Raw genomic sequence first — 19,058 nt, forward strand, 5'->3', positions numbered from 1 at the left:
ACTCGTTGAGGGGACATGACTTCAGTCCATCAGTTACAAGGCGTTGGATCGGCTTCAGCAGCCCTACTCGAAAAACTAAATATTTTTACCACAGATGATTTGCTGTTTCATCTGCCCCGTGATTATGAAGATCGCAGTACCATTATTCCTATGAATCAATTGGTGGTTGGTCGTAGTTATTTACTCGAGGGTGAAGTCAAATCTGTTGATTTCCCTCCAGGTAAACGTAAATCTATGGCCGCATTAATACAAGATGAATTTGGTAAGGTGACTTTACGCTTTTATCATATTTATAAAAATTTAACCGACAAAATAAAACCTGGTAACCGTTTACGTATTTTTGGTGAAGTTCGCGTAGGTGCACGAGGGCTTGAGCTTTATCATCCAGAAATTCAACTTATTAATGAACATACTCCCCTTCCAAAAACGCAGCTCACAGCAATTTATCCAAGTACCGATGGACTAACACAAGCTAAATTACGCGAATATGTTAAACAAGCGTTGAAGCATCACAGTGATGCTTTACCCGAGTTACTCCCTAAACAATATACAAATGGGTATGCACTCAAAGAAGCTTTACATTACATTCATGAGCCACCAGTTGATGCCAATATGATCCAATTGGCTCAAGGCTCTCATCCTGCGCAGCAACGTCTTATTTTTGAAGAGCTGGTCGCACATCAAATTAGTCTTCTCACTCGACGTGCTTATATTCGCCAAATTGCTTCACCTGCTTTTCCGAGTAGTAAAGTACTTGCAAAAAAACTGCTAGAAGCTTTACCTTTTCAAATGACCAACGCACAAAAACGTGTATCAAAAGAAATTTTAAACGACTTAAAACAAAATCAACCTATGCTACGTTTGGTACAAGGTGATGTAGGGGCTGGAAAAACTTTAGTTGCAGCGGTTGCAGCATGTCACGCATTGGAAGCAGATTGGCAAGTTGCTTTAATGGCACCTACCGAAATTTTAGCAGAGCAGCATTATTTAAATTTTAAACGCTGGTTTGAACCTTTAGGTATTACGGTAGCTTGGTTGTCGGGTAAACAAAAAGGGAAAGCGCGGGCACACGCTGAGCAACAAATTAAAGAAGGCCATGCTGAACTGATTGTGGGTACTCATGCCTTATTTCAAGATAACGTTGAGTTTGCAAAACTAGGACTCGTGATTATTGATGAGCAGCACCGATTCGGGGTCGATCAACGATTAGCCTTACGTAATAAAGGCGCCGAACAGCTCACCCCACATCAACTGGTCATGACTGCAACGCCAATTCCTAGAACACTGGCAATGAGTGCTTATGGCGATTTAGATACATCAATTATTGATGAATTACCGCCAGGTCGAACTCCAATTCAGACCGTCACGATTCCGCTAGATCGTCGTGAAGAAGTACTGCATCGAATTGCTTCAAACTGCCGAGAAGGCAAACAGGCCTACTGGGTATGTACTCTGGTCGAACAGTCCGAAACTTTAGATGCTCAAGCCGCCGAAGCCACCTATCAAGAAATGAAAGAGCGCTTTCCTGAACTTAATATTGGTTTGGTTCATGGCAAAATGAAAGCCGATGAAAAACAGGCTGTCATGCAAGCATTTAAAAACAATGAACTACAACTGCTAATTGCCACAACTGTTATTGAGGTTGGAGTAGATGTACCCAATGCGTCAATTATGGTCATTGAAAATGCTGAACGATTAGGGCTTTCACAGCTACACCAATTACGAGGGCGTGTAGGACGAGGTGCAAAAGCCAGTTTTTGCGTTCTTCTCTATAAACCACCACTTTCACAAAATGGGCAAGAAAGACTTTCAATTTTAAGAGAAAGTAATGATGGCTTTGTTATTGCTGAAAAAGATCTTGAGCTAAGAGGCCCGGGTGAGTTATTAGGAACAAAACAAACAGGTGATATGGGTTTCCGTGTCGCACGTTTAGAGCGAGATGATCATTTATTGAGTCAAGCACACTACGTTGCACAACAAGTTCTAAAAGATTACCCTGAGCAAGCTGATGCCTTATTGAAGCGCTGGCTTCCTGAAGCTCCTCGATACGCATATGTTTAAGTTTTTAAACCCACAGTATCTTTTTCAGTTGCTGTCCCCTTGCCTACTTTGCGAAATAGGAACACGGGAAAAATACTCTCTTTGTAAAGAATGCTGGGAACAGCTACCGTGGCTTAAGCAAACCATTCAGCGCAATGATCAATCTGTTCTTGTGGCCTGTCACTACGCCTATCCAATTAACCGGATTATTCAGCAGTTTAAATATGAACAAAAATTACATTACCAAACCTTACTTGCTGAAGTTTTACAGCAATTAAAATTTCCTAAGGTACAAGCGATTGTACCCATGCCTATTTCTAAACAACGTTTAACTGAACGTGGTTTTAATCAATCCTTATTACTCGCCAATCTTTTGAGTAAGCAATTAAAAATACCAGTTTGGCAGCCTGTACAACGCTTAAATGAGCATTCTCAAAAGGGATTATCTCGACTCGAAAGATTTGAAAATATTGAACAGCAATTTGTTGCGCTCACTCAAGAAAAACGGCGTTATCGTCGTGTACTGATTATTGATGATGTAATCACAACAGGAAGTTCAATTCACGCTTTAAGTCAGGCGCTCAAACAGCTAGGGTGTACATCTATTCATGCCAGTTGCCTAGCTGCTGCTTCATCTACATCATATTAAAATTATAGAGTTATAGATAAGTTCTGCTCACACCACGGAATTACAATTTCTTTAGTTAATGGTGCGAGTTTTGTCTCGGAATCATTAAATTTCACCCACTTCATTTCAGCAATTTCAGCTGCAATTTGTGGAGATTGTTTTAATCGAACCAAATATAAATGGCTAATAAGCGTATGATCCGGTTCATTGGCAGCTGCTGTCTCAAAACGCCCTATAAATTGTTCTATTACACACGGGCTGCCTATTTCTTCCAAGATTTCACGCTGTATAGCAGTTTCCGGAGCCTCATTCGGCTCCAGTTTACCGCCTACCTGCATAAAAGCTTGTGTATTACGCTTTCTAACAAGCAATAATTCATTTTGTTCATTTAAGATCACCGCAGCGGCAACCGTAATTGTTTTCACCTATTTAACCTCATTTATGGTTGAACGTCGGCATTTGTCCATTTCGGAGCAGGAGCCTGATATTGCTCAAATTGTTGAAGAATATCTTCAATTTTGTCTGAGGCAATCAATTTATCAACAAACCGTGCTTGGCTAAATCCGTTATCTACAGTTCCTTGAATCATTTTAAGCAAATCTTCATAAAAGCCAGCTACATTTAGAAAAGCACACGGCTTTTGATGAATACCTAATTGTGCCCATGTCCATTGTTCAAAGATTTCTTCCAATGTACCTGCCCCACCTGGTAAAGCAATAAAACCGTCCGACAGATCTGCCATTTTGGTTTTACGCTCATGCATATTTTCGACGACATATAATTTTGTCAGTCCAGGATGAGCTAACTCGCGATCAACTAAAGCACGAGGAATTACCCCAATGACCTGCCCGCCGGCTTGCAAAGCACTATCAGCAACAACACCCATTAAACCAGAACGGCCACCACCATAAACGAGTGTTTTACCTTGTTTAGCTATAGCTTCACCAGTTAATTGAGCAATTTGTTGAAAGATTGGGTTTGAACCAAGAGATGAACCACAGAAAATACAAATTGAATTCATAGTATAAAAACCGTTTTATTGAACTGTCATGCTGACAAACTAGACTATCGACAGAGTTTTTTTTTGCAAAATAGCGTATTGGCAAGTGTTTTTCGGCAAATCCTTGTCTAAAATACACCCATCAATTTCCATCAGACTGCGTGAGGAAAAAAGACACATGCTTGAAGCCTTTTATGCCACAGAACGCGGAAGTCTGGAAGATGCCACCATCAACGGTGGATTTGATCTACATCCCGAATTAGTATGGCTTGATCTAATTGCACCCTCTCAAGAAGAACAACAATGGGTCTTAGATGCCTACGATCAGAACTTACCTACACTAAAGTCGCTAGAAGACATTTCATCTTCTGCTCGATTCTACCGTGATGATGACGGCATTTTGCATATCAGCACCTATTTTTTAACGAAAAATAAAAATTATCAGGTTGATGGAGATGCGGAAGATTCATCACATATGCTTGCCATGGTGCAAACCGTAGCATTTATTTTACATAAAGATCGCTTATTTACTTTGCGTGGTGAGAAACTAGTTGCATTTCGTGCATTTCGTGCGCGAGCTCGTCGTAATGACTATGAAATGGATTACAAAGATCCAACTTGGATTTTATTGGGCTTGCTTGAAGCAAAACTGGATGAGCTTGCGGATATCTTAGAAGATATCCACAAGGATCTAGAAAAATACTCTACTGAGGTGCTCAACAACCATCAACGTGAGAAGATTTTAGACCTTGATGACATGATTACCCGCTTGGCTCAACAAGAAGATATGCTTGGAAAAGCTCAACTGTGTTTAATTGATTTACGACGAGTCTTAACGTTTTTATCTCGTCCACGTGCCTTAGGCAGTCATATCTACGATGCAGATATCCGAGAGCTCAGTGAAGACGTTCGTTCACTTGTAGAACATGATGCTTTCTTATTCCAAAAAGTACGATTCTTGCTTGATACAACGTCTGGGTTCATTAACACTGAGCAAAACGATACGATTCGTCGATTCTCGATTTTACCAAGTATGTTAGCGCCACCAATGCTGATCGCGAGTATCTATGGCATGAACACTGAAGTATTGCCTTTTGCTCATGGTAAAAGTAGTTTTATCGCAGTCTTATTAATCATTATTGGCTTTTTTATTGGCCCTATCATTTATTTCCGCTGGAAAAAGTGGATTTAAAGCCTGTCCATATTCACCAATCCTTTATATAAAAAAAGCACCTAAATTTAGGTGCTTTTTTATCTTTGCATAATCAGACCAAATGTAGATCTTCTTGCAAATGGCAAGCTTGAATGATTTTCAGCATCTTCTCTGGAACATTTTTAAAATGTAATCCAGACTTCTGTGGCGTCTGACGTAACCATTGAACTAACACCGCCAATGCTAACGTATTACCGTGCTCAAGCTGTTTTAAATCAACAATTAGAGGAAAGCTAGTCTGCTTTTTAATAATTGCCAATCCAGCTTGATATTGTTGTTCAGCATTTTCAAAATCGATTTTGCCTGAAACAACTAACTCTTGGTTAAGATACTGAACCACTCTTCACCTACTTATTTTTGTTTGTTCTGATTAACAGCAGCATCTGCATCAGGTTGGAACGTAGCAATTGCTTTATTTAAATCGCCACCATTACGCTTAACAGTTGCAGCAAACTGGTTGCGGAACTGTAATCCTAAATCAATACCAGAAACATTGATGTTACGGATTTTCCACTGCGAACCTTTGTCAGCCAACTGGAACGACACAGGAATTTTATCGCCATTGTGGTTGAAGTCTAAAGTTACAACAGGATTTTTGCCTGCTGTCGCTTTATAAGGACGCATGGTGTAAGTCTGGTTTGTATACTTAGCAAATGCACTACCGTAATTCTCAATTAATGTATTACGGAAGTTTGTTTCAAACTGAGCACGCTGTGCAGCCGTACTATACTGATTTGTCGCATAAGTACCCATCACAATACGAGTGAACGCTTGTGAGTCAACATACGGATCTAAATTTTGACGTATGATTGATTTAACTAAAGCAGGGTTGTTTTGCAACTTGGCATGATCTGTTTTTAAACGAGCAATCAAACCATCAGCAACACGCTTAATAAAATCAGGTGGTGCTTCTGAAGGTGCAGCAAAAGCTGTACCAGCAATCATAGTAGACAAAACACTTGCTGTCAGGGTTTGTTTAAACAACTTATTCACCTGGAACCACTCCTTCAAATAATCTCTTACTCAACAAATGACGGCTGTGCGCTGCTGTCAGTACTTGCAGGAGCTTTTTCTTCTGCTGAGGATGATGAACCAGCGGCAACTTTACCTGCGCCACCACCAGTAATAAATTTACTAATTAAATCTTCTAAATCCATCGTTCCTTGGGTATTAGAAATTGTATCGCCACGTTTAAGGTAATTAAGACCACCACCTGGTACGATTTTTAAATATTTCTCACCCAACAAACCATTGGTTGCAACCATTATATAAGCATCTTCATCAATACTGGTGATGGATGACATGTTACTGATCAGTTGCTGTTCCATTGTTTTTTGTTGTGCTGGAGTCGCTTGCGTATAATCAGAACTATAACGTAATTCGTCTAAAGCATTTTTTTGAACTTCTTTTAACTGTTCAGCATTAAAACTTGTCAGTTTTCCATCAAGGTCAAAAGTTACTGTAGCTAAACGTGTAACCGGATCAAGCGTGATTGAATCAACACGACCAATTGTTACACCGCTCATCGTTACTTTAGCACGTGGTTTAAGTCCGTTAACATTATCAAACTGAGCTTTCATGGTGTAACCTTCGCTCAAGTTTGTACCTACCAAACCACTTACTTTCATCGCTAAAAAAAATAAAGCAATACCGAAGATAATGACAAAGATACCTACGGCCAGCTCACTAGTACGTGATTTCATTAAATCCCTCCGAACATGACCGCAGTCAACACGAAATCAAAACCTAAAACACATAATGAAGAATATACAACCGTCCGGGTCATTGCCGTTGCAATGCCTTCAGGTGTTGGATCACATGCATACCCTTGGAAAACAGCAATCCATGTACAAAGTAAAGCAAATACAATGCTCTTAATGATGCCATTTACAACGTCATGGCCAAATTGAACATTATTTTGCATACCACTCCAGAAGGAGCCTTCATCAACGCCAAGAAAGTCAACACCAACCAATTTACCGCCAACGATACCAATCGCAGCAAAGATAACAGTTAACATTGGCAAACTGACCATGCCAGCCCAAAGACGTGGTGATACGATTTGCTTTAAAGGGTCAACACCAATCATTTCCATACTGGCAAGCTGTTCACTTTGTTTCATTGAACCAATTTCAGCAGTTAATGCAGAACCTGCTCGTCCAGCAAACAGTAAAGCAGCAACAACTGGTGCAAGCTCACGCAGTAAAGTTAAAGACACCATAGTGCCTAGCATTGATTCACTACCAACATTGACCAATATTGAGTAGCCTTGCAATCCGAGTACCAGACCAATAAATAAACCTGATACCGTGATAATAAGTAAAGACATTACCCCTACACGATGCATTTGATAGACGAAACGTCCAAAACCGCCTGCTGAAGGTAATGAAAAAATAATTTGTAAGAGCATCAGTGCCGCAACACCAATCCCTCGAATCCGCTCAATAACGAGTCTACCTAACCAGGCAATCGTATTCATGGACGAACCTCGTTATCTAAATAAGCTTGGTGGCTAAACTGGTACTCAACCGGACCTTCTGCAGAACCGGTTAAGAACTGTTTTACAAATGGAGAAGCATATTTTTGCAATTCTTCTGGTGTTCCTTCCCCTTGAATTTTTCCTTCTGCCACAACATAAATGTAATCGGCAATAGATAGGGTTTCAGGAACATCATGCGAAACAATAATGGTGGTTAAATCCAAAGCTTCTCGCAATGAGCGTATGAGACGTGTTAAAACACCTTTTACAATCGGATCCTGCCCTGCAAAAGGTTCGTCATACATAATTAAATCTGGATCAAGCGCGATTGCACGAGCTAAAGCAACTCGTCGATTCATACCACCCGATAGCTCAGTAGGCATAAGCTGTTCTGTTCCACGCAGGCCAACAGACTCAAGCTTTAAAGCGACCAGTTCAGCAATCAGATTTTCAGAAAGCTTAGTATGCGCACGAATTGGAAAAGCGACATTTTCATACACCGACATATCGGTAAATAAAGCACCACTTTGGAATAGCATTCCCATACGCGCACGCGCTGCAAACAATTCCTGACGTGACATTTGAGCAATATCTTTACCATCAAGCAAAACTTCACCATGATCGGGAACAAGCTGCCCACCAATCAGACGTAATAAAGTCGTTTTACCTGTACCAGATGGTCCCATGATGGCCGTAATCTGGCCTCGACGTATATTTAAACTAATATTGTCATAAATGACGCGTTCCCCTCGATTAAAACTCAAATTTTTCACTTCAATGAGTGACTGAGTCGAGAGAGGAGTTTTATTATTCATAATGGCAATCATTCCTGCACTTTTATGCCCGCATACTATAACACTGAATTTTGAGAATCTTGTTGTAATTTTGACAAAAGCGAAACAAGCTCATTCATCAATATGAGCTAGATTTTGAAAAGAAATTTACTGATTGAGAACTTGAAACTGATCTACGAAATGGCCAGTTAATAAAGCATAGGCAAAATAGATTCCATTACACAAAGCGAGTGCAATAAAAAGGTATGGCAAACCATGTTGAAGTAATAATTTACTCAACCATGCCAAAGGAGTCTCTTTTCGCTTACTTTTACGCATTATTACAATAAATGTTGAACTATTTCACACTTTGTTATTTTATAACAAAACTGAAAAATAAAAAAGGCCAGTATGTTAACTGGCCTTTTTTTAAATCTTTTTAAGATTAACGGTCGAATTTACGACGACGTTCACCACGAGATTCTTGATTAAAATGTTCTTCACGAACTGCGCGACGTGGACGGTCTTCACCACCAAAACTACGTTTTGGACGATCACCGAAACCACCTTCACGACGTGGACGATCTTCGCCACCAAAACTACGTTGTGGACGGTCACCAAAACCGTTTTCACGACGAGGTTTATAATCTACGCGATTACCACGGTTGTCATCATTTGAATCAAAACGAGGCTTATCGTTAAAACCACCTTCACGACGAGGGCGTTCAGAGTTGAACTCACGACGTGGACGATCTTCACCGCCAAAGCTACGTTTTGGACGATCTTCAAAACCACCTTCACGACGTGGACGGTCAGAGTTGAACTCACGACGCGGACGATCTTCACCACCGAAGCTACGTTTTGGACGATCTTCAAAACCACCTTCACGACGTGGACGGTCAGAGTTGAACTCGCGACGCGGACGATCTTCACCACCGAATGGGCGATCACCACGTGGTTTATCATCAAAGCTACGACGCGGACGGTCATCACGACCACCTTCACGGCGTTTGAAGTTACTTTCGCCTTCAAAACGACGACCACCGCCGAAACCGCCACCACGACGACCATCACGACCACCGTTGCCGCCACGACCGCGACCACCGCCATCACGACCTGAACGAGCAGGAGGTGGAGATGGCTCTAAACCTTCAATTTCAGAAACACTTAAACGTGCTTCTAAATATTCTTCAAGTGCACGAATCTTACCGCGCTCACGATAAGTCGCTAAAGTAATTGCCTGACCTGTACGACCCGCACGACCTGTACGACCAATACGGTGTACATAATCTTCATGCTTCATCGGTAAGCCGAAGTTAATTACGTGTGAAATTGTTGGAACGTCAAGACCACGAGCAGCAACGTCAGTTGCAACTAAGATTTTTGCACGACCTTCACGGATACTACGTAAACGACGGTTACGAACTGTTTGTGGCATTGCACCGTGAAGTGCAACAACTGAATGACCTGCTTCAGCAAGTTCTTCAGCCAACATATCAGTGTCTTCTTGAGTGCTTGCAAAAACTACAGCTTGATCTAAGTTTTCATCACTTAACCAATGTGTAAGTAATTTTTTCTTATGCTCAAAACCATCAGTCCAATGCAATGTTTGCGTAATATCTGTATTGGTTGAATGACCTGTTTCAATTGCAATACGCATTGGATCTTTCATCATGCATGCTGCAAGACGAATAATACGATCAGCAAATGTTGCAGAGAACATTAATGTTTGTTTACGGTTAGCCGCTAATTCGCTGATTGCCTCTAAGTCTTCAGAGAAACCTAGGTCAAGCATACGGTCCGCTTCATCAACGATTAAAGCATCTACTTGATCTAATTTAATTTGACGACGGTTTACCAAGTCAAGTAAACGACCTGGAGTTGCAACAACAACTTGCGCGCCTTTTAACTGTTGAATTTGTTTAGCAAACGGCATACCACCCATAATGGCAGCAATACGAACACCTTTCATGTGACGTACAAATGCGATTGCATCTTGGCTTACTTGTTGTGCTAATTCACGAGTAGGAGAAATTACCAAAATATTTGGTTGAGTTACAGCTTTCATGCGTTCTTTGAACGGAACGAAAGTTTCTTGACCTGCCAAGTTATTTAATGTCGGCAACAAGAATGCAGCAGTTTTACCAGAACCAGTCTGGCTAGAAACTAAAAGGTCTTTACCTTCTAAAGCTGCAGGAATAGATTGTTCTTGCACAGGAGTCGGGGTAGTAAAACCTAAACCTTCAAGCGCTTGTTGTAAGGTTTCATGCAAAGAAAATTCGGCAAAAGTTTTGCTCATAGAGAGTTTCACCCTAATGGGTGCTCCATTTTTAATAAGTACAAAATAGACATCGGCACAAAGCGGCAAAGCAAAATTAGCTGAACCTTATTATTCAGCGGCAATCCGAGTAACGACGATGTGGATTAAACGCACGCTTGATTACGGCCGAACCTGAAGAATCGCTGAGCGATCGGGGCGCAAGAAATGGTCCTCTCTATGGACAGCGTGCGCTTACAATGAATAGAACAGAATGTTCAGGTAATGAACGGAAATTTAAGTGCGTGGGCGGATTATAGCAGAAAGAATTTAAAAGTCATGTGTTTTAATCAACTTTATCGTTATTTCTATTATTATTTCTATTTTACCGATCATTAAAAAATTAAAACCCTCTATAAAAAGAGGGTTTTAACTCACAAAGCGTTTCTCAATTATTTTGCAGCTTTATCCCAAGCAGGAACTACTGTTTGCATTAATGGTTTTAGCATTTTAAGTGAACAAGCAAGCACTTGACCATTTTCAAGTGAATCATTTCCACCACGAGCATCAACCACTACACCGCCTGCTTCTTTAATAATAAGTTCACCAGCAGCGATATCCCATGGTTTTAAACCAAGTTCAAAGAAACCATCGAAACGACCAGCAGCAACATAAGCTAAATCTAGAGCGGCTGAACCACCACGACGGATTTGAGCACCCGCTTGAGTAACAGCTAATAATGAAGCAAAGTGCTGCTCTGCATAAGATACGATTTCACCAGCACGTTTAGCACGATAAGGATGGCCTACTGCCAAGAACGTATTTTCTAAGCTATCTTTTACATTTACACGAATACGGCGTTGGTTCATCACCGCACCACGACCGCGACTTGCAGAGAACAATTCGTCACGTACAGGGTCATAAATTACGCCGTGCTGAGTAACGCCTTTGTGTTGAACTGCAATAGAAATACAGAAATGAGGGAAACCATTAATAAAGTTTTGCGTGCCATCAAGTGGGTCAATGACCCAGCACCAGTCTGCATCATGGCCTTTGCCTTCTTGCAAACCGAACTCTTCACCTAAGAAGCTATGGTTTTTATAACTTTTACGTAATGTATCAATCGTTAATTGTTCTAAATAACGATCTACACGTGTTACAGGACCATCAATGCCTTTTTCTTCAACTTGCAAATCGAGTTTATGACGATTTTGATGCGCTTTTAAAAGCTCTTGACCAACTGTTTGAGCCGCACGCGCAGCCATCACCACCATAGGTTCCATTGAACACCCACTACAATACAAATTTGAAGATTTTGACAAAGAATAATGCATAAAAGCGCATACATTTTAGCAAATGAATGCGCTTTATGGGAAAAAATGTTTCAAAAATTTTATTAACGGATTAAACGACCTGATTTTGCTTAAGCCAAGCTCTCTCAATTGAGTTCAAAATACCTTTCGCATCTAAACCACAATCTTGCAGCATTTGATTATGTGAAGCCTGATGCAAGAATGAGTCTGGCAAACCTAAGTTAATGATAGGTTTAACAATTTGCTCTTGTGCCATAAACTCATTTACTGCACTACCCGCTCCACCCATAATCGCATGTTCTTCAACTGTCACGAATAAATGAGTATGTTCAGCCAAGTCTCGAATCATTTGCTCATCAAGCGGTTTTACAAAGCGCATATTTACAACACGCACACCAACATCGTGTTTTTGTGCAAGTTGCTCGGCAGCTTCTATAGCAACCATGACACGGCTACCAAATGCTAGAACTGTAATTTGCTCATCACTATTTGGTTTAATTTCTGCAACAATTTCAGCTTTACCTATTTCAAGAACCGTCATTTCTTTTTGAATTTCGACACCAACACCTGCACCACGTGGGTAACGTACTGCGGCAGGACCATTATAGGCATAGGCTGTATGAAGCATTTGACGGCATTCATTTTCGTCTTTTGGTGCCATAATCACCATATTCGGTACAGTACGCATATAGGCATAGTCATATGCACCTGCGTGTGTTGGGCCATCTTCACCGACTAGACCGGCACGATCAATACCGAAAGTTACATCAAGATTTTGCAATGCAACATCATGAATAAGTTGATCATAACCACGCTGCAAGAATGTCGAATAAATTGCAACAACAGGTTTTAGTCCTTCACATGCCATACCAGCTGCAAGTGTTACAGCATGCTGCTCTGCAATAGCGACATCAAAGAAACGCTGTGGGAATTGCTTGGCAAACTTAACCATGCCCGAACCTTCACACATGGCAGGCGTGATCGCAAGCAACCGCTCATCTTGAGCAGCTTCATCGCATAACCATTCACCAAAAACATCCGAATACTTTGGTGGGGCTTTCCCGCCTGAAGTGGCATTAATTTTACCAATCGCATGGTAAGTAATCGGGTCAGCTTCAGCAGGAGCAAAGCCTTTGCCTTTTTTAGTATAAACGTGAACTAAACGTGGACCTTTACGCTTTTTAAGTGCAGTGAACACTTGAACCAACTGATTGACATCGTGCCCATCAAATGGTCCAAAATAATCAAAACCAATTGCTTTAAATAGGTTATCTGCAGCATCGGTTGCCGACTGGTGTAATCGAGAGTTATAGGTCCATTTTGGATGTGGCTGGATATAAGCTTCACCATGTTCATTTACATTGACTAAATGACCTTTTTCCCAAATTGCAGCTAAATGCTTAGCAAAGCCACCAGTACTGCAAGAAATGGACATGTCATTGTCATTGAGTACAACAATCAAGTCAGCATCATGTGCAACCGCATCATTCATAGCCTCAAATGCCATGCCTGCTGTCATTGCACCATCACCTACGATACAAACAACTTCACATGGGTCATTTTGATAACGGCGTGCAAGTGACATACCTAGGCCAGCTGAAATCGCTGTTGATGAATGCCCTACCCCAAAGGTATCAAAAACCGATTCTTCTCTGGCAGGAAAAGCTGCTAATCCATTTTTTGAACGGATAGTTGTAATTTGTTCACGGCGACCAGTCAGGATTTTATGTGGATATGCTTGATGTCCTACATCCCAAACTAACCGGTCATTTGGTGTATTAAAACAATAATGCAGCGCAACCGTCAGCTCAACCACGCCGAGGTTAGCACCGAAATGGCCACCACTCTGGCCTGCTGCATATAAAATATATTGACGCAACTCATCAGCCACTTGAACCAGTTGGCTATGCTCGAGCTGACGTAATTGTTGAGGATGATCAATTGCATCTAACAATGGCGTAACAGGGCGTTGAGTTGGAATTTCGGTATACAACATATGTGGCAAAGCCTTTATAAGCCTGGCAAATCCTAAGCTGGGTCAAAATGGGTCGATCATACAATCGAATGAAGTCACCTTCAATCAGCCACATTTGCGAACGAGATCATGCAAAGCAGTCTCTCATACATTATGGGTATGGTTGGCAGATTATCCTGAATAATCTGACTATTTATCAACTATTATCGTCTTCTTTATACAAAAAAGAAAACCTTAGTGTGCAAAATGATTATGACAATTCGACCAATCTCCCAGCATTACGCTATACTTTAAACCGTTTTCGGTTAAAAGATGAGTTAATCTGTGCCTATAGAGTTCATTGCAACATCAAAACTCCCGACCGCTTTTGGTGAATTCAATATTTCTGTGTTTCAAGATCCCGTTACAGGTGAAGAACATGTGGCACTTTCTAAAGGGTTAGAAAATCCGCCAACAGGCCCTGTTTTGGTTCGTGTACATTCTGAATGCTTAACAGGTGATGCTTTTGCGTCATTAAAATGTGATTGTGGCCCACAATTACAAGCCACTCAAAAACTCATCAATGAAGCAGGACAAGGTGTAATTTTATATTTACGCCAAGAAGGTCGTGGAATTGGTTTAACCAATAAAATTCGTGCCTATGCTTTGCAAGATCAGGGGCACGATACAGTAGATGCCAATTTACTACTGAATTTCCCTGCCGATGCACGCCGTTACGATATGTGTAGCATTATGCTCGATCACTTAAAAGTAAAAGAAGTGAAGTTAATTACTAATAATCCTTTGAAAATTCAGGCACTCAAAGATCAGGGTATTAATGTCGTAGATCGTGTACCGTTAACTGTCGGCCGCAATCCTTTTAATGAACAATATTTAAAAACCAAACGTGAAAGAATGGATCACCTTTATCAAAAAGATGATTTTTGATTCCAATTCCAAAATTTAAAAACAATATTTAAGGGATTTTTTCAAGATTTAGAAAAAATCCCTTACTTTTTTTATGGTTTTATGTTTTGATGTATTTAATTTATATCAATCATCTTTGAGGGTCATTATGCAACATCCGACTTCCACAGATATTCAACGTGTCCGCGAATTTCTCCTCGATTTACAAGCCCGTATTTGTGCTGGTTTAGAACAACAAGAAAAAGCTGGCGGTGGTACGGCAGAATTTATTATTGATGATTGGGAACGCCCTGAAGGCGGCGGCGGTCGTTCACGTGTGCTGCAAAATGGTACAGTGATCGAAAAAGGTGGTGTGATGTTTTCTCACATCAACATTAGTAAACTTCCTGCGTCTGCTACAGAACGTCACCCTCAAATTGCAGGGGCTAAAGCTCAGGCACTAGGAGTTTCTTTAGTTATTCATCCTAAAAACCCAAATATTCCGACCTCTCATGCAAATGTCCGTTTATTCGTTGCAGAACGTGAAGGACAAGATCCGATTTGGTGGTTTGGTGGTGGTTTTGATTTAACGCCATTTTATCCAGATGACCAGGATGTTTTAAATTGGCATCAAGCTGCTTACGACCTATGTAAACCTTTTGGTGACAATGTTTATGCTGAACATAAGCAATGGTGTGATGATTACTTTTATTTAAAGCATCGTGATGAACAGCGTGGTGTGGGTGGCTTATTTTTTGATGATTTAAATTGCTGGGATTTCGAAACTTGCTTTAAATATATTCAAGCTGTAGGCAATGGTTATTTAAATGCCATTTTGCCAATTTTCGAAAAACACCGTGAACAGCCTTATACCGAAGCTCAACGAGAATTTCAGCTTTATCGCCGCGGTAGATATGTTGAATATAACTTGGTTTATGACCGTGGTACGTTGTTTGGATTACAAACAGGTGGCCGTATCGAGTCTATTTTAGTCAGCCTACCTAATTTAGCTGCATGGTCTTATCGTCCTGAATGGGATGAAGACTCTCCAGAGAAGCGTTTAACTGACTATTACTTAAAACCTCGTGATTGGTTAGGTTTAAAAGAAAAAGTCGCTTAATTTTTTGTTTTGGGGATTCTTTGGCTTCCACCCTAAAGAATCTCCTTTTTTGATTTCAATTTCCCTTCCTTCATTCAAATATTTTTTCTTGTGTTATTTTGACTTATAGTGAGGCCTGCTGAATATTTAGCACAGGCTTTATCTGCTTCATGCCATTTTAAAATTTTGGATACAAGAATGACCAAACAGTTTGCAGTAATTGGCAACCCGATCGAACAATCACGCTCGCCTGAATTGCATCATGCTTTCGCTGAAAAAACAGGTGTTGATCTAAACTATCAAAAACGTCTCGCGCCTCTAGATGGTTTTGAGTCAAGCATGCGCAATTTCTTTGCAGAAGGCGGCAGTGGCATGAATGTTACTGTTCCCTTTAAAGAGCAAGCTTTTGCTTTATGTGATGTATTAACCGAGCGTGCCCAAATTGCTAAAGCTGTAAATACCTTGTGGATGAAAAATGGTAAATTGCATGGCGACAATACAGATGGCCAAGGCTTAGTCGCCGCAATACAAGCTTTAGGTTGGAACTTAGAAAATACAACTATTTTAATTTTAGGAGCTGGTGGTGCAACTCGTGGTGTCATTTATCCACTGGTACAGGCTGGCGCTAAAAAGATCGTCATTGCCAACCGAACCCTCGCTCGTGTAGAACAACTTGTAGATGACTTAAAAACAGCAGTTCCACAAGCCCAATTACAAGCAATTTCTCTAAATGATTTAGACGGCGATTTTGATATTGTAATTAATGCAACTTCTGCAAGTCTTTCAGGTGATGCTTTACAACTTCCTGAAAAATTACAGTTCAAATATGCGTATGAAATGGCTTATGGCAAACCTTCTAGTTTCCTTGATCAGGCGAAACAGCGTAATGTGCCTTATGCAGAAGGTTTTGGTATGTTAGTAGGCCAAGCCATCGAAGCTTTTTATATCTGGAATGGTGTGAAACCAGAGTTAAAAGATTTCTTATAAACAAAAAAAGAACCTACTTAAAGTAGGTTCTTTTTTTATCTCATTTACTATTTTTTAGCAGCGACCATTTGCTTATAAACATCTCGGAAAATTTCATAATCAATAAATTCATTATGTTCAGGTTTTAACTTCTGAATTGTTTTTTCCGTAAGCTGTTGTTTACGCGCGGCCACATAAACGTTTCCTAAAATATCAGCTGTTTCTGATAACAAATGCTTTTCTTCAGCAGAAACACCATTTTGTTTTTCAAATTCTAACTGATACTGCTTTGAGAACAGTTGGGCTGGTTGTTTATATTGCTTCTGTAGTTTCTGCCAAGCTTCACGCCCTGCTTTACCTTGCATAGTCTCTATTACAATATGATCTACAGCACGCCCTAACTCATGGTCAAACTGTTCATCCTGTTCAAGATGATGCTTTTTCTGTAAAGCAGTAATACGCTCTAAAGTTTTTCCTTGAGGGTTATAGGTATCTTCTTCTGAGAACCAGTAAGCATAAACCTCTGCAATTTCTTGTAGCTGTTGAACAGAGTAATATTTGATATATGACGGTTTTTCAGCTGTTAATTTGGCAATAAATACTGCTTTATAAGTTTTGTCATAAGCATGCGTTGCATCATAGGTTTTATCAGCCAGTACAGCCAGATTTGCATCTAAATCTTGTACATCACTATGTGTGCCTACGGGATGCTCTAAAACATCACCTTGTCCAAGCTTTTCTCCAAAACCTTTAATAAAGTTTTCGAGCATAGAACTTTTACTTGCTTCAGCTACAGACTTGGCCTGTTTAAGCTGCTTTTGATCAATTGAGGTTGCTTTACCGTAATTTAAAATTTGCATATCAGCTTTAATATTAAAGCTATGTTTAAACTCGGCTGGCGTATAAGCAACATCATAGGTCATGTTCACTGCACGACCTTTATCATCTAAAGCCACATCAATCGTGATTGGATTTCTTTGCTTAGGTAAAGCTTGCTCAATCTCGGCCTTGTGTTTTAGCCATAAAGCTTTGAATGCTTCATCATTGATAAACTGGTTTTGGTTATAAGCTTCAAAAGTTTGTTTTAAAGTGTCTCGGCGAGACTTGGTTTGAACTTTTTCAGCACTTGCCGCACTCTGGTCTAGCACATCAATGCCATAAACTTGACAATAATTAATATCACCTAAAGCAACCGGTTTTTTCAGTGACTTTAATTCAATACATTGATCTTCGGTAAGTGTTACAGCGTCTTCACCTTGTGCATCCTGTACACCACCTGCAGCTGCTTCTTCACTGACATCTTGATCTTCAGAAACTGATGCATCTGCTGCTGCCGGAGCTTGTGCTGCCACACTTAAATTGTCTTCACCTGCATCATTTGATGAAAGGCCACCATCAAAGTGTGCATTGATTAAACTATATAGTTCCTGACTTACAGCAGCGGCATCATCAGAAGAAACCTTTTGTTCTTCTTTATTAACAGCGCCTTTTTTCGCTTCAGAAGCGGCAAGCTCTTTTGCTACTTTTTCAGCCATTTTTTGGTTATCAAAACCTAATACACTTTTTTGAAGATATTTATCATTGACCTGACCATACAGCTCAACTTCTAAAAGCAACTCTTCAATGGTGGTTTTCAAACGAATTTTGTCAACTGCCCCAGCCTTACGATCAGTCTCTGTCAAAGATACACGTTGTAAGTTTTGCGGGTCAGCCAAACGATAAGAAACCGCGCTAGAAGCTTTAAGATATTCAATAAACTTCTTCGTATCGACATTTTTAAAGAAGTCTTTATATTTTGAAAAATCAATATAAGCCAAATTATTTTGATTTTCTTTATTGACTAAATACGGCATTAAACCGAAGTAATTTACGTAAAACTTATAATTTTCCAGATCAAGCACCATTGGCAATTTTGCCTGAACCAATAGCGTTGGTTTTTCATATCTAGCAGTAAGGTTAAATGAACCCATTTTTTGACGGTAATGAATTGAGCCGTCATAGCTAAACTGAAGATCATTCAATAAATTAATTAATACGGCATTTACTTTTTCAGAACGTGCTGAGGGCCCCAAATCACCTTGTTCATTTGCAATAGCTGCATATAAGGTCTGTTTCTGAGCTTTACTTAAACCAACTTTTTGCTCACGTAAATATTGATCAACTTTCTTTTGTAATTCAGCATCAAGTTTTGGACTATTTTCAGCTTTTCCATTTTGCTTTATTTGTGATGGATCAACCGTGATTTTAAAATTTCCGCGATAGTCATAACTTGGATATTCATACATCGCATTAACGCTTTGAATGGCCTTTTGCTCTAAATTCGCAGATGCCACTTGTGGACGCACGCCGTGTTGTGCACATGCAGTCAAGCCCAAACTAAATAAACATAAACTGAGATATTTTAAATGCATAACCTTTTTTAAAACCTTA

General features: G+C 40.1%; 18 protein-coding genes. 6 read left to right on the forward strand and 12 right to left on the reverse strand.

The genetic code is table 11. From position 1 onward, the window contains the following. Positions 1-15: 15 nt before the first annotated feature. Both recG and J678_RS15560 read left to right on the forward strand, forming a co-directional pair. Entirely contained in the window at positions 16-2,061 is a 2,046-nt protein-coding gene (recG, locus tag J678_RS15555; protein WP_016686247.1) for an ATP-dependent DNA helicase RecG, read from the forward strand. Then, positions 2,054-2,689 carry a ComF family protein gene (locus tag J678_RS15560; RefSeq protein ID WP_000472273.1) on the forward strand — a complete coding sequence of 212 codons (636 nt, stop codon included), beginning with the start codon at positions 2,054-2,056 and terminating at the stop codon, positions 2,687-2,689. The genes recG and J678_RS15560 overlap by 8 nt, the downstream gene beginning before the upstream one ends. A 2-nt stretch (positions 2,690-2,691) precedes the next feature. On the opposite strand, the gene J678_RS15565 is transcribed toward J678_RS15560, so the two are convergent. Both J678_RS15565 and J678_RS15570 read right to left on the reverse strand, forming a co-directional pair. Further along, positions 2,692-3,093: an NUDIX hydrolase gene (locus J678_RS15565; RefSeq protein ID WP_000849705.1), complete on the reverse strand. Its 402-nt coding sequence runs from the start codon at positions 3,091-3,093 to the stop codon at positions 2,692-2,694. 14 nt (positions 3,094-3,107) lie between these two features. Continuing rightward, a complete protein-coding gene (locus tag J678_RS15570) occupies positions 3,108-3,689 on the reverse strand; it encodes a TIGR00730 family Rossman fold protein (RefSeq protein ID WP_001084310.1) in 582 nt (193 codons plus the stop codon). 157 nt (positions 3,690-3,846) lie between these two features. Between J678_RS15570 and J678_RS15575 the strand changes: the two genes are divergently transcribed. Continuing rightward, positions 3,847-4,860: a CorA family divalent cation transporter gene (locus J678_RS15575; protein WP_002049699.1), complete on the forward strand. Its 1,014-nt coding sequence runs from the start codon at positions 3,847-3,849 to the stop codon at positions 4,858-4,860. Between the two features lie 73 nt (positions 4,861-4,933). On the opposite strand, the gene J678_RS15580 is transcribed toward J678_RS15575, so the two are convergent. From J678_RS15580 to dxs, 9 genes are all read right to left on the reverse strand, one after another. Next, positions 4,934-5,221: an STAS domain-containing protein gene (locus tag J678_RS15580; protein WP_000250997.1), complete on the reverse strand. Its 288-nt coding sequence runs from the start codon at positions 5,219-5,221 to the stop codon at positions 4,934-4,936. 11 nt (positions 5,222-5,232) lie between these two features. After that, positions 5,233-5,874: an MlaC/ttg2D family ABC transporter substrate-binding protein gene (locus J678_RS15585; RefSeq protein ID WP_002049753.1), complete on the reverse strand. Its 642-nt coding sequence runs from the start codon at positions 5,872-5,874 to the stop codon at positions 5,233-5,235. A 26-nt stretch (positions 5,875-5,900) separates the two neighbouring features. Continuing rightward, positions 5,901-6,584, reverse strand: a complete 684-nt coding sequence (locus tag J678_RS15590; RefSeq protein ID WP_002049738.1) for an outer membrane lipid asymmetry maintenance protein MlaD — start codon at positions 6,582-6,584, stop codon at positions 5,901-5,903. Next, positions 6,584-7,360 (reverse strand): lipid asymmetry maintenance ABC transporter permease subunit MlaE, encoded by a 777-nt coding sequence (gene mlaE / locus J678_RS15595; RefSeq protein WP_031955924.1) that lies wholly within the window; start codon positions 7,358-7,360, stop codon positions 6,584-6,586. The genes J678_RS15590 and mlaE overlap by 1 nt, the downstream gene beginning before the upstream one ends. Next, complete coding sequence (locus J678_RS15600; RefSeq protein WP_004711782.1) at positions 7,357-8,175, reverse strand: ABC transporter ATP-binding protein; 819 nt, start codon at positions 8,173-8,175, stop codon at positions 7,357-7,359. Before J678_RS15600 ends, mlaE begins: the two co-directional genes overlap by 4 nt. A gap of 126 nt (positions 8,176-8,301) precedes the next feature. Beyond that, on the reverse strand, positions 8,302-8,442 hold the full coding sequence (locus tag J678_RS23700) for a hypothetical protein (protein ID WP_162181823.1): 141 nt from the start codon (positions 8,440-8,442) through the stop codon (positions 8,302-8,304). A 136-nt stretch (positions 8,443-8,578) separates the two neighbouring features. After that, entirely contained in the window at positions 8,579-10,432 is a 1,854-nt protein-coding gene (locus tag J678_RS15610; RefSeq protein WP_031955925.1) for a DEAD/DEAH box helicase, read from the reverse strand. A gap of 410 nt (positions 10,433-10,842) precedes the next feature. After that, complete coding sequence (locus J678_RS15615; RefSeq protein WP_002052337.1) at positions 10,843-11,673, reverse strand: inositol monophosphatase family protein; 831 nt, start codon at positions 11,671-11,673, stop codon at positions 10,843-10,845. Between the two features lie 121 nt (positions 11,674-11,794). Continuing rightward, positions 11,795-13,699, reverse strand: coding sequence for a 1-deoxy-D-xylulose-5-phosphate synthase (dxs, locus tag J678_RS15620; protein WP_031955926.1), 1,905 nt, complete (start codon positions 13,697-13,699; stop codon positions 11,795-11,797). A gap of 303 nt (positions 13,700-14,002) precedes the next feature. Here dxs and ribA point away from each other — a divergent pair, with 303 nt between their 5' ends. The 3 genes from ribA (at position 14,003) to aroE (ending at position 16,649) form a co-directional block, all read left to right on the forward strand. Then, on the forward strand, positions 14,003-14,605 hold the full coding sequence (gene ribA, locus J678_RS15625; protein WP_024437243.1) for a GTP cyclohydrolase II: 603 nt from the start codon (positions 14,003-14,005) through the stop codon (positions 14,603-14,605). A gap of 127 nt (positions 14,606-14,732) precedes the next feature. Further along, positions 14,733-15,683, forward strand: coding sequence for an oxygen-dependent coproporphyrinogen oxidase (hemF, locus tag J678_RS15630; protein ID WP_004884608.1), 951 nt, complete (start codon positions 14,733-14,735; stop codon positions 15,681-15,683). Between the two features lie 177 nt (positions 15,684-15,860). Further along, the gene (gene aroE, locus J678_RS15635) at positions 15,861-16,649 is read left to right on the forward strand and encodes a shikimate dehydrogenase (protein WP_031955927.1); all 789 of its coding nucleotides are present in this window, start codon (positions 15,861-15,863) and stop codon (positions 16,647-16,649) included. A gap of 47 nt (positions 16,650-16,696) precedes the next feature. Here the strand turns inward: aroE and J678_RS15640 are convergent, their stop codons facing one another. Then, complete coding sequence (locus tag J678_RS15640; RefSeq protein WP_031955928.1) at positions 16,697-19,039, reverse strand: hypothetical protein; 2,343 nt, start codon at positions 19,037-19,039, stop codon at positions 16,697-16,699. Positions 19,040-19,058: the final 19 nt, after the last annotated feature.

The organism is Acinetobacter sp. 1424608, from assembly GCF_000588255.1.
In the GTDB taxonomy this organism is placed as follows: Bacteria; Pseudomonadota; Gammaproteobacteria; order Pseudomonadales; family Moraxellaceae; genus Acinetobacter; species Acinetobacter nosocomialis.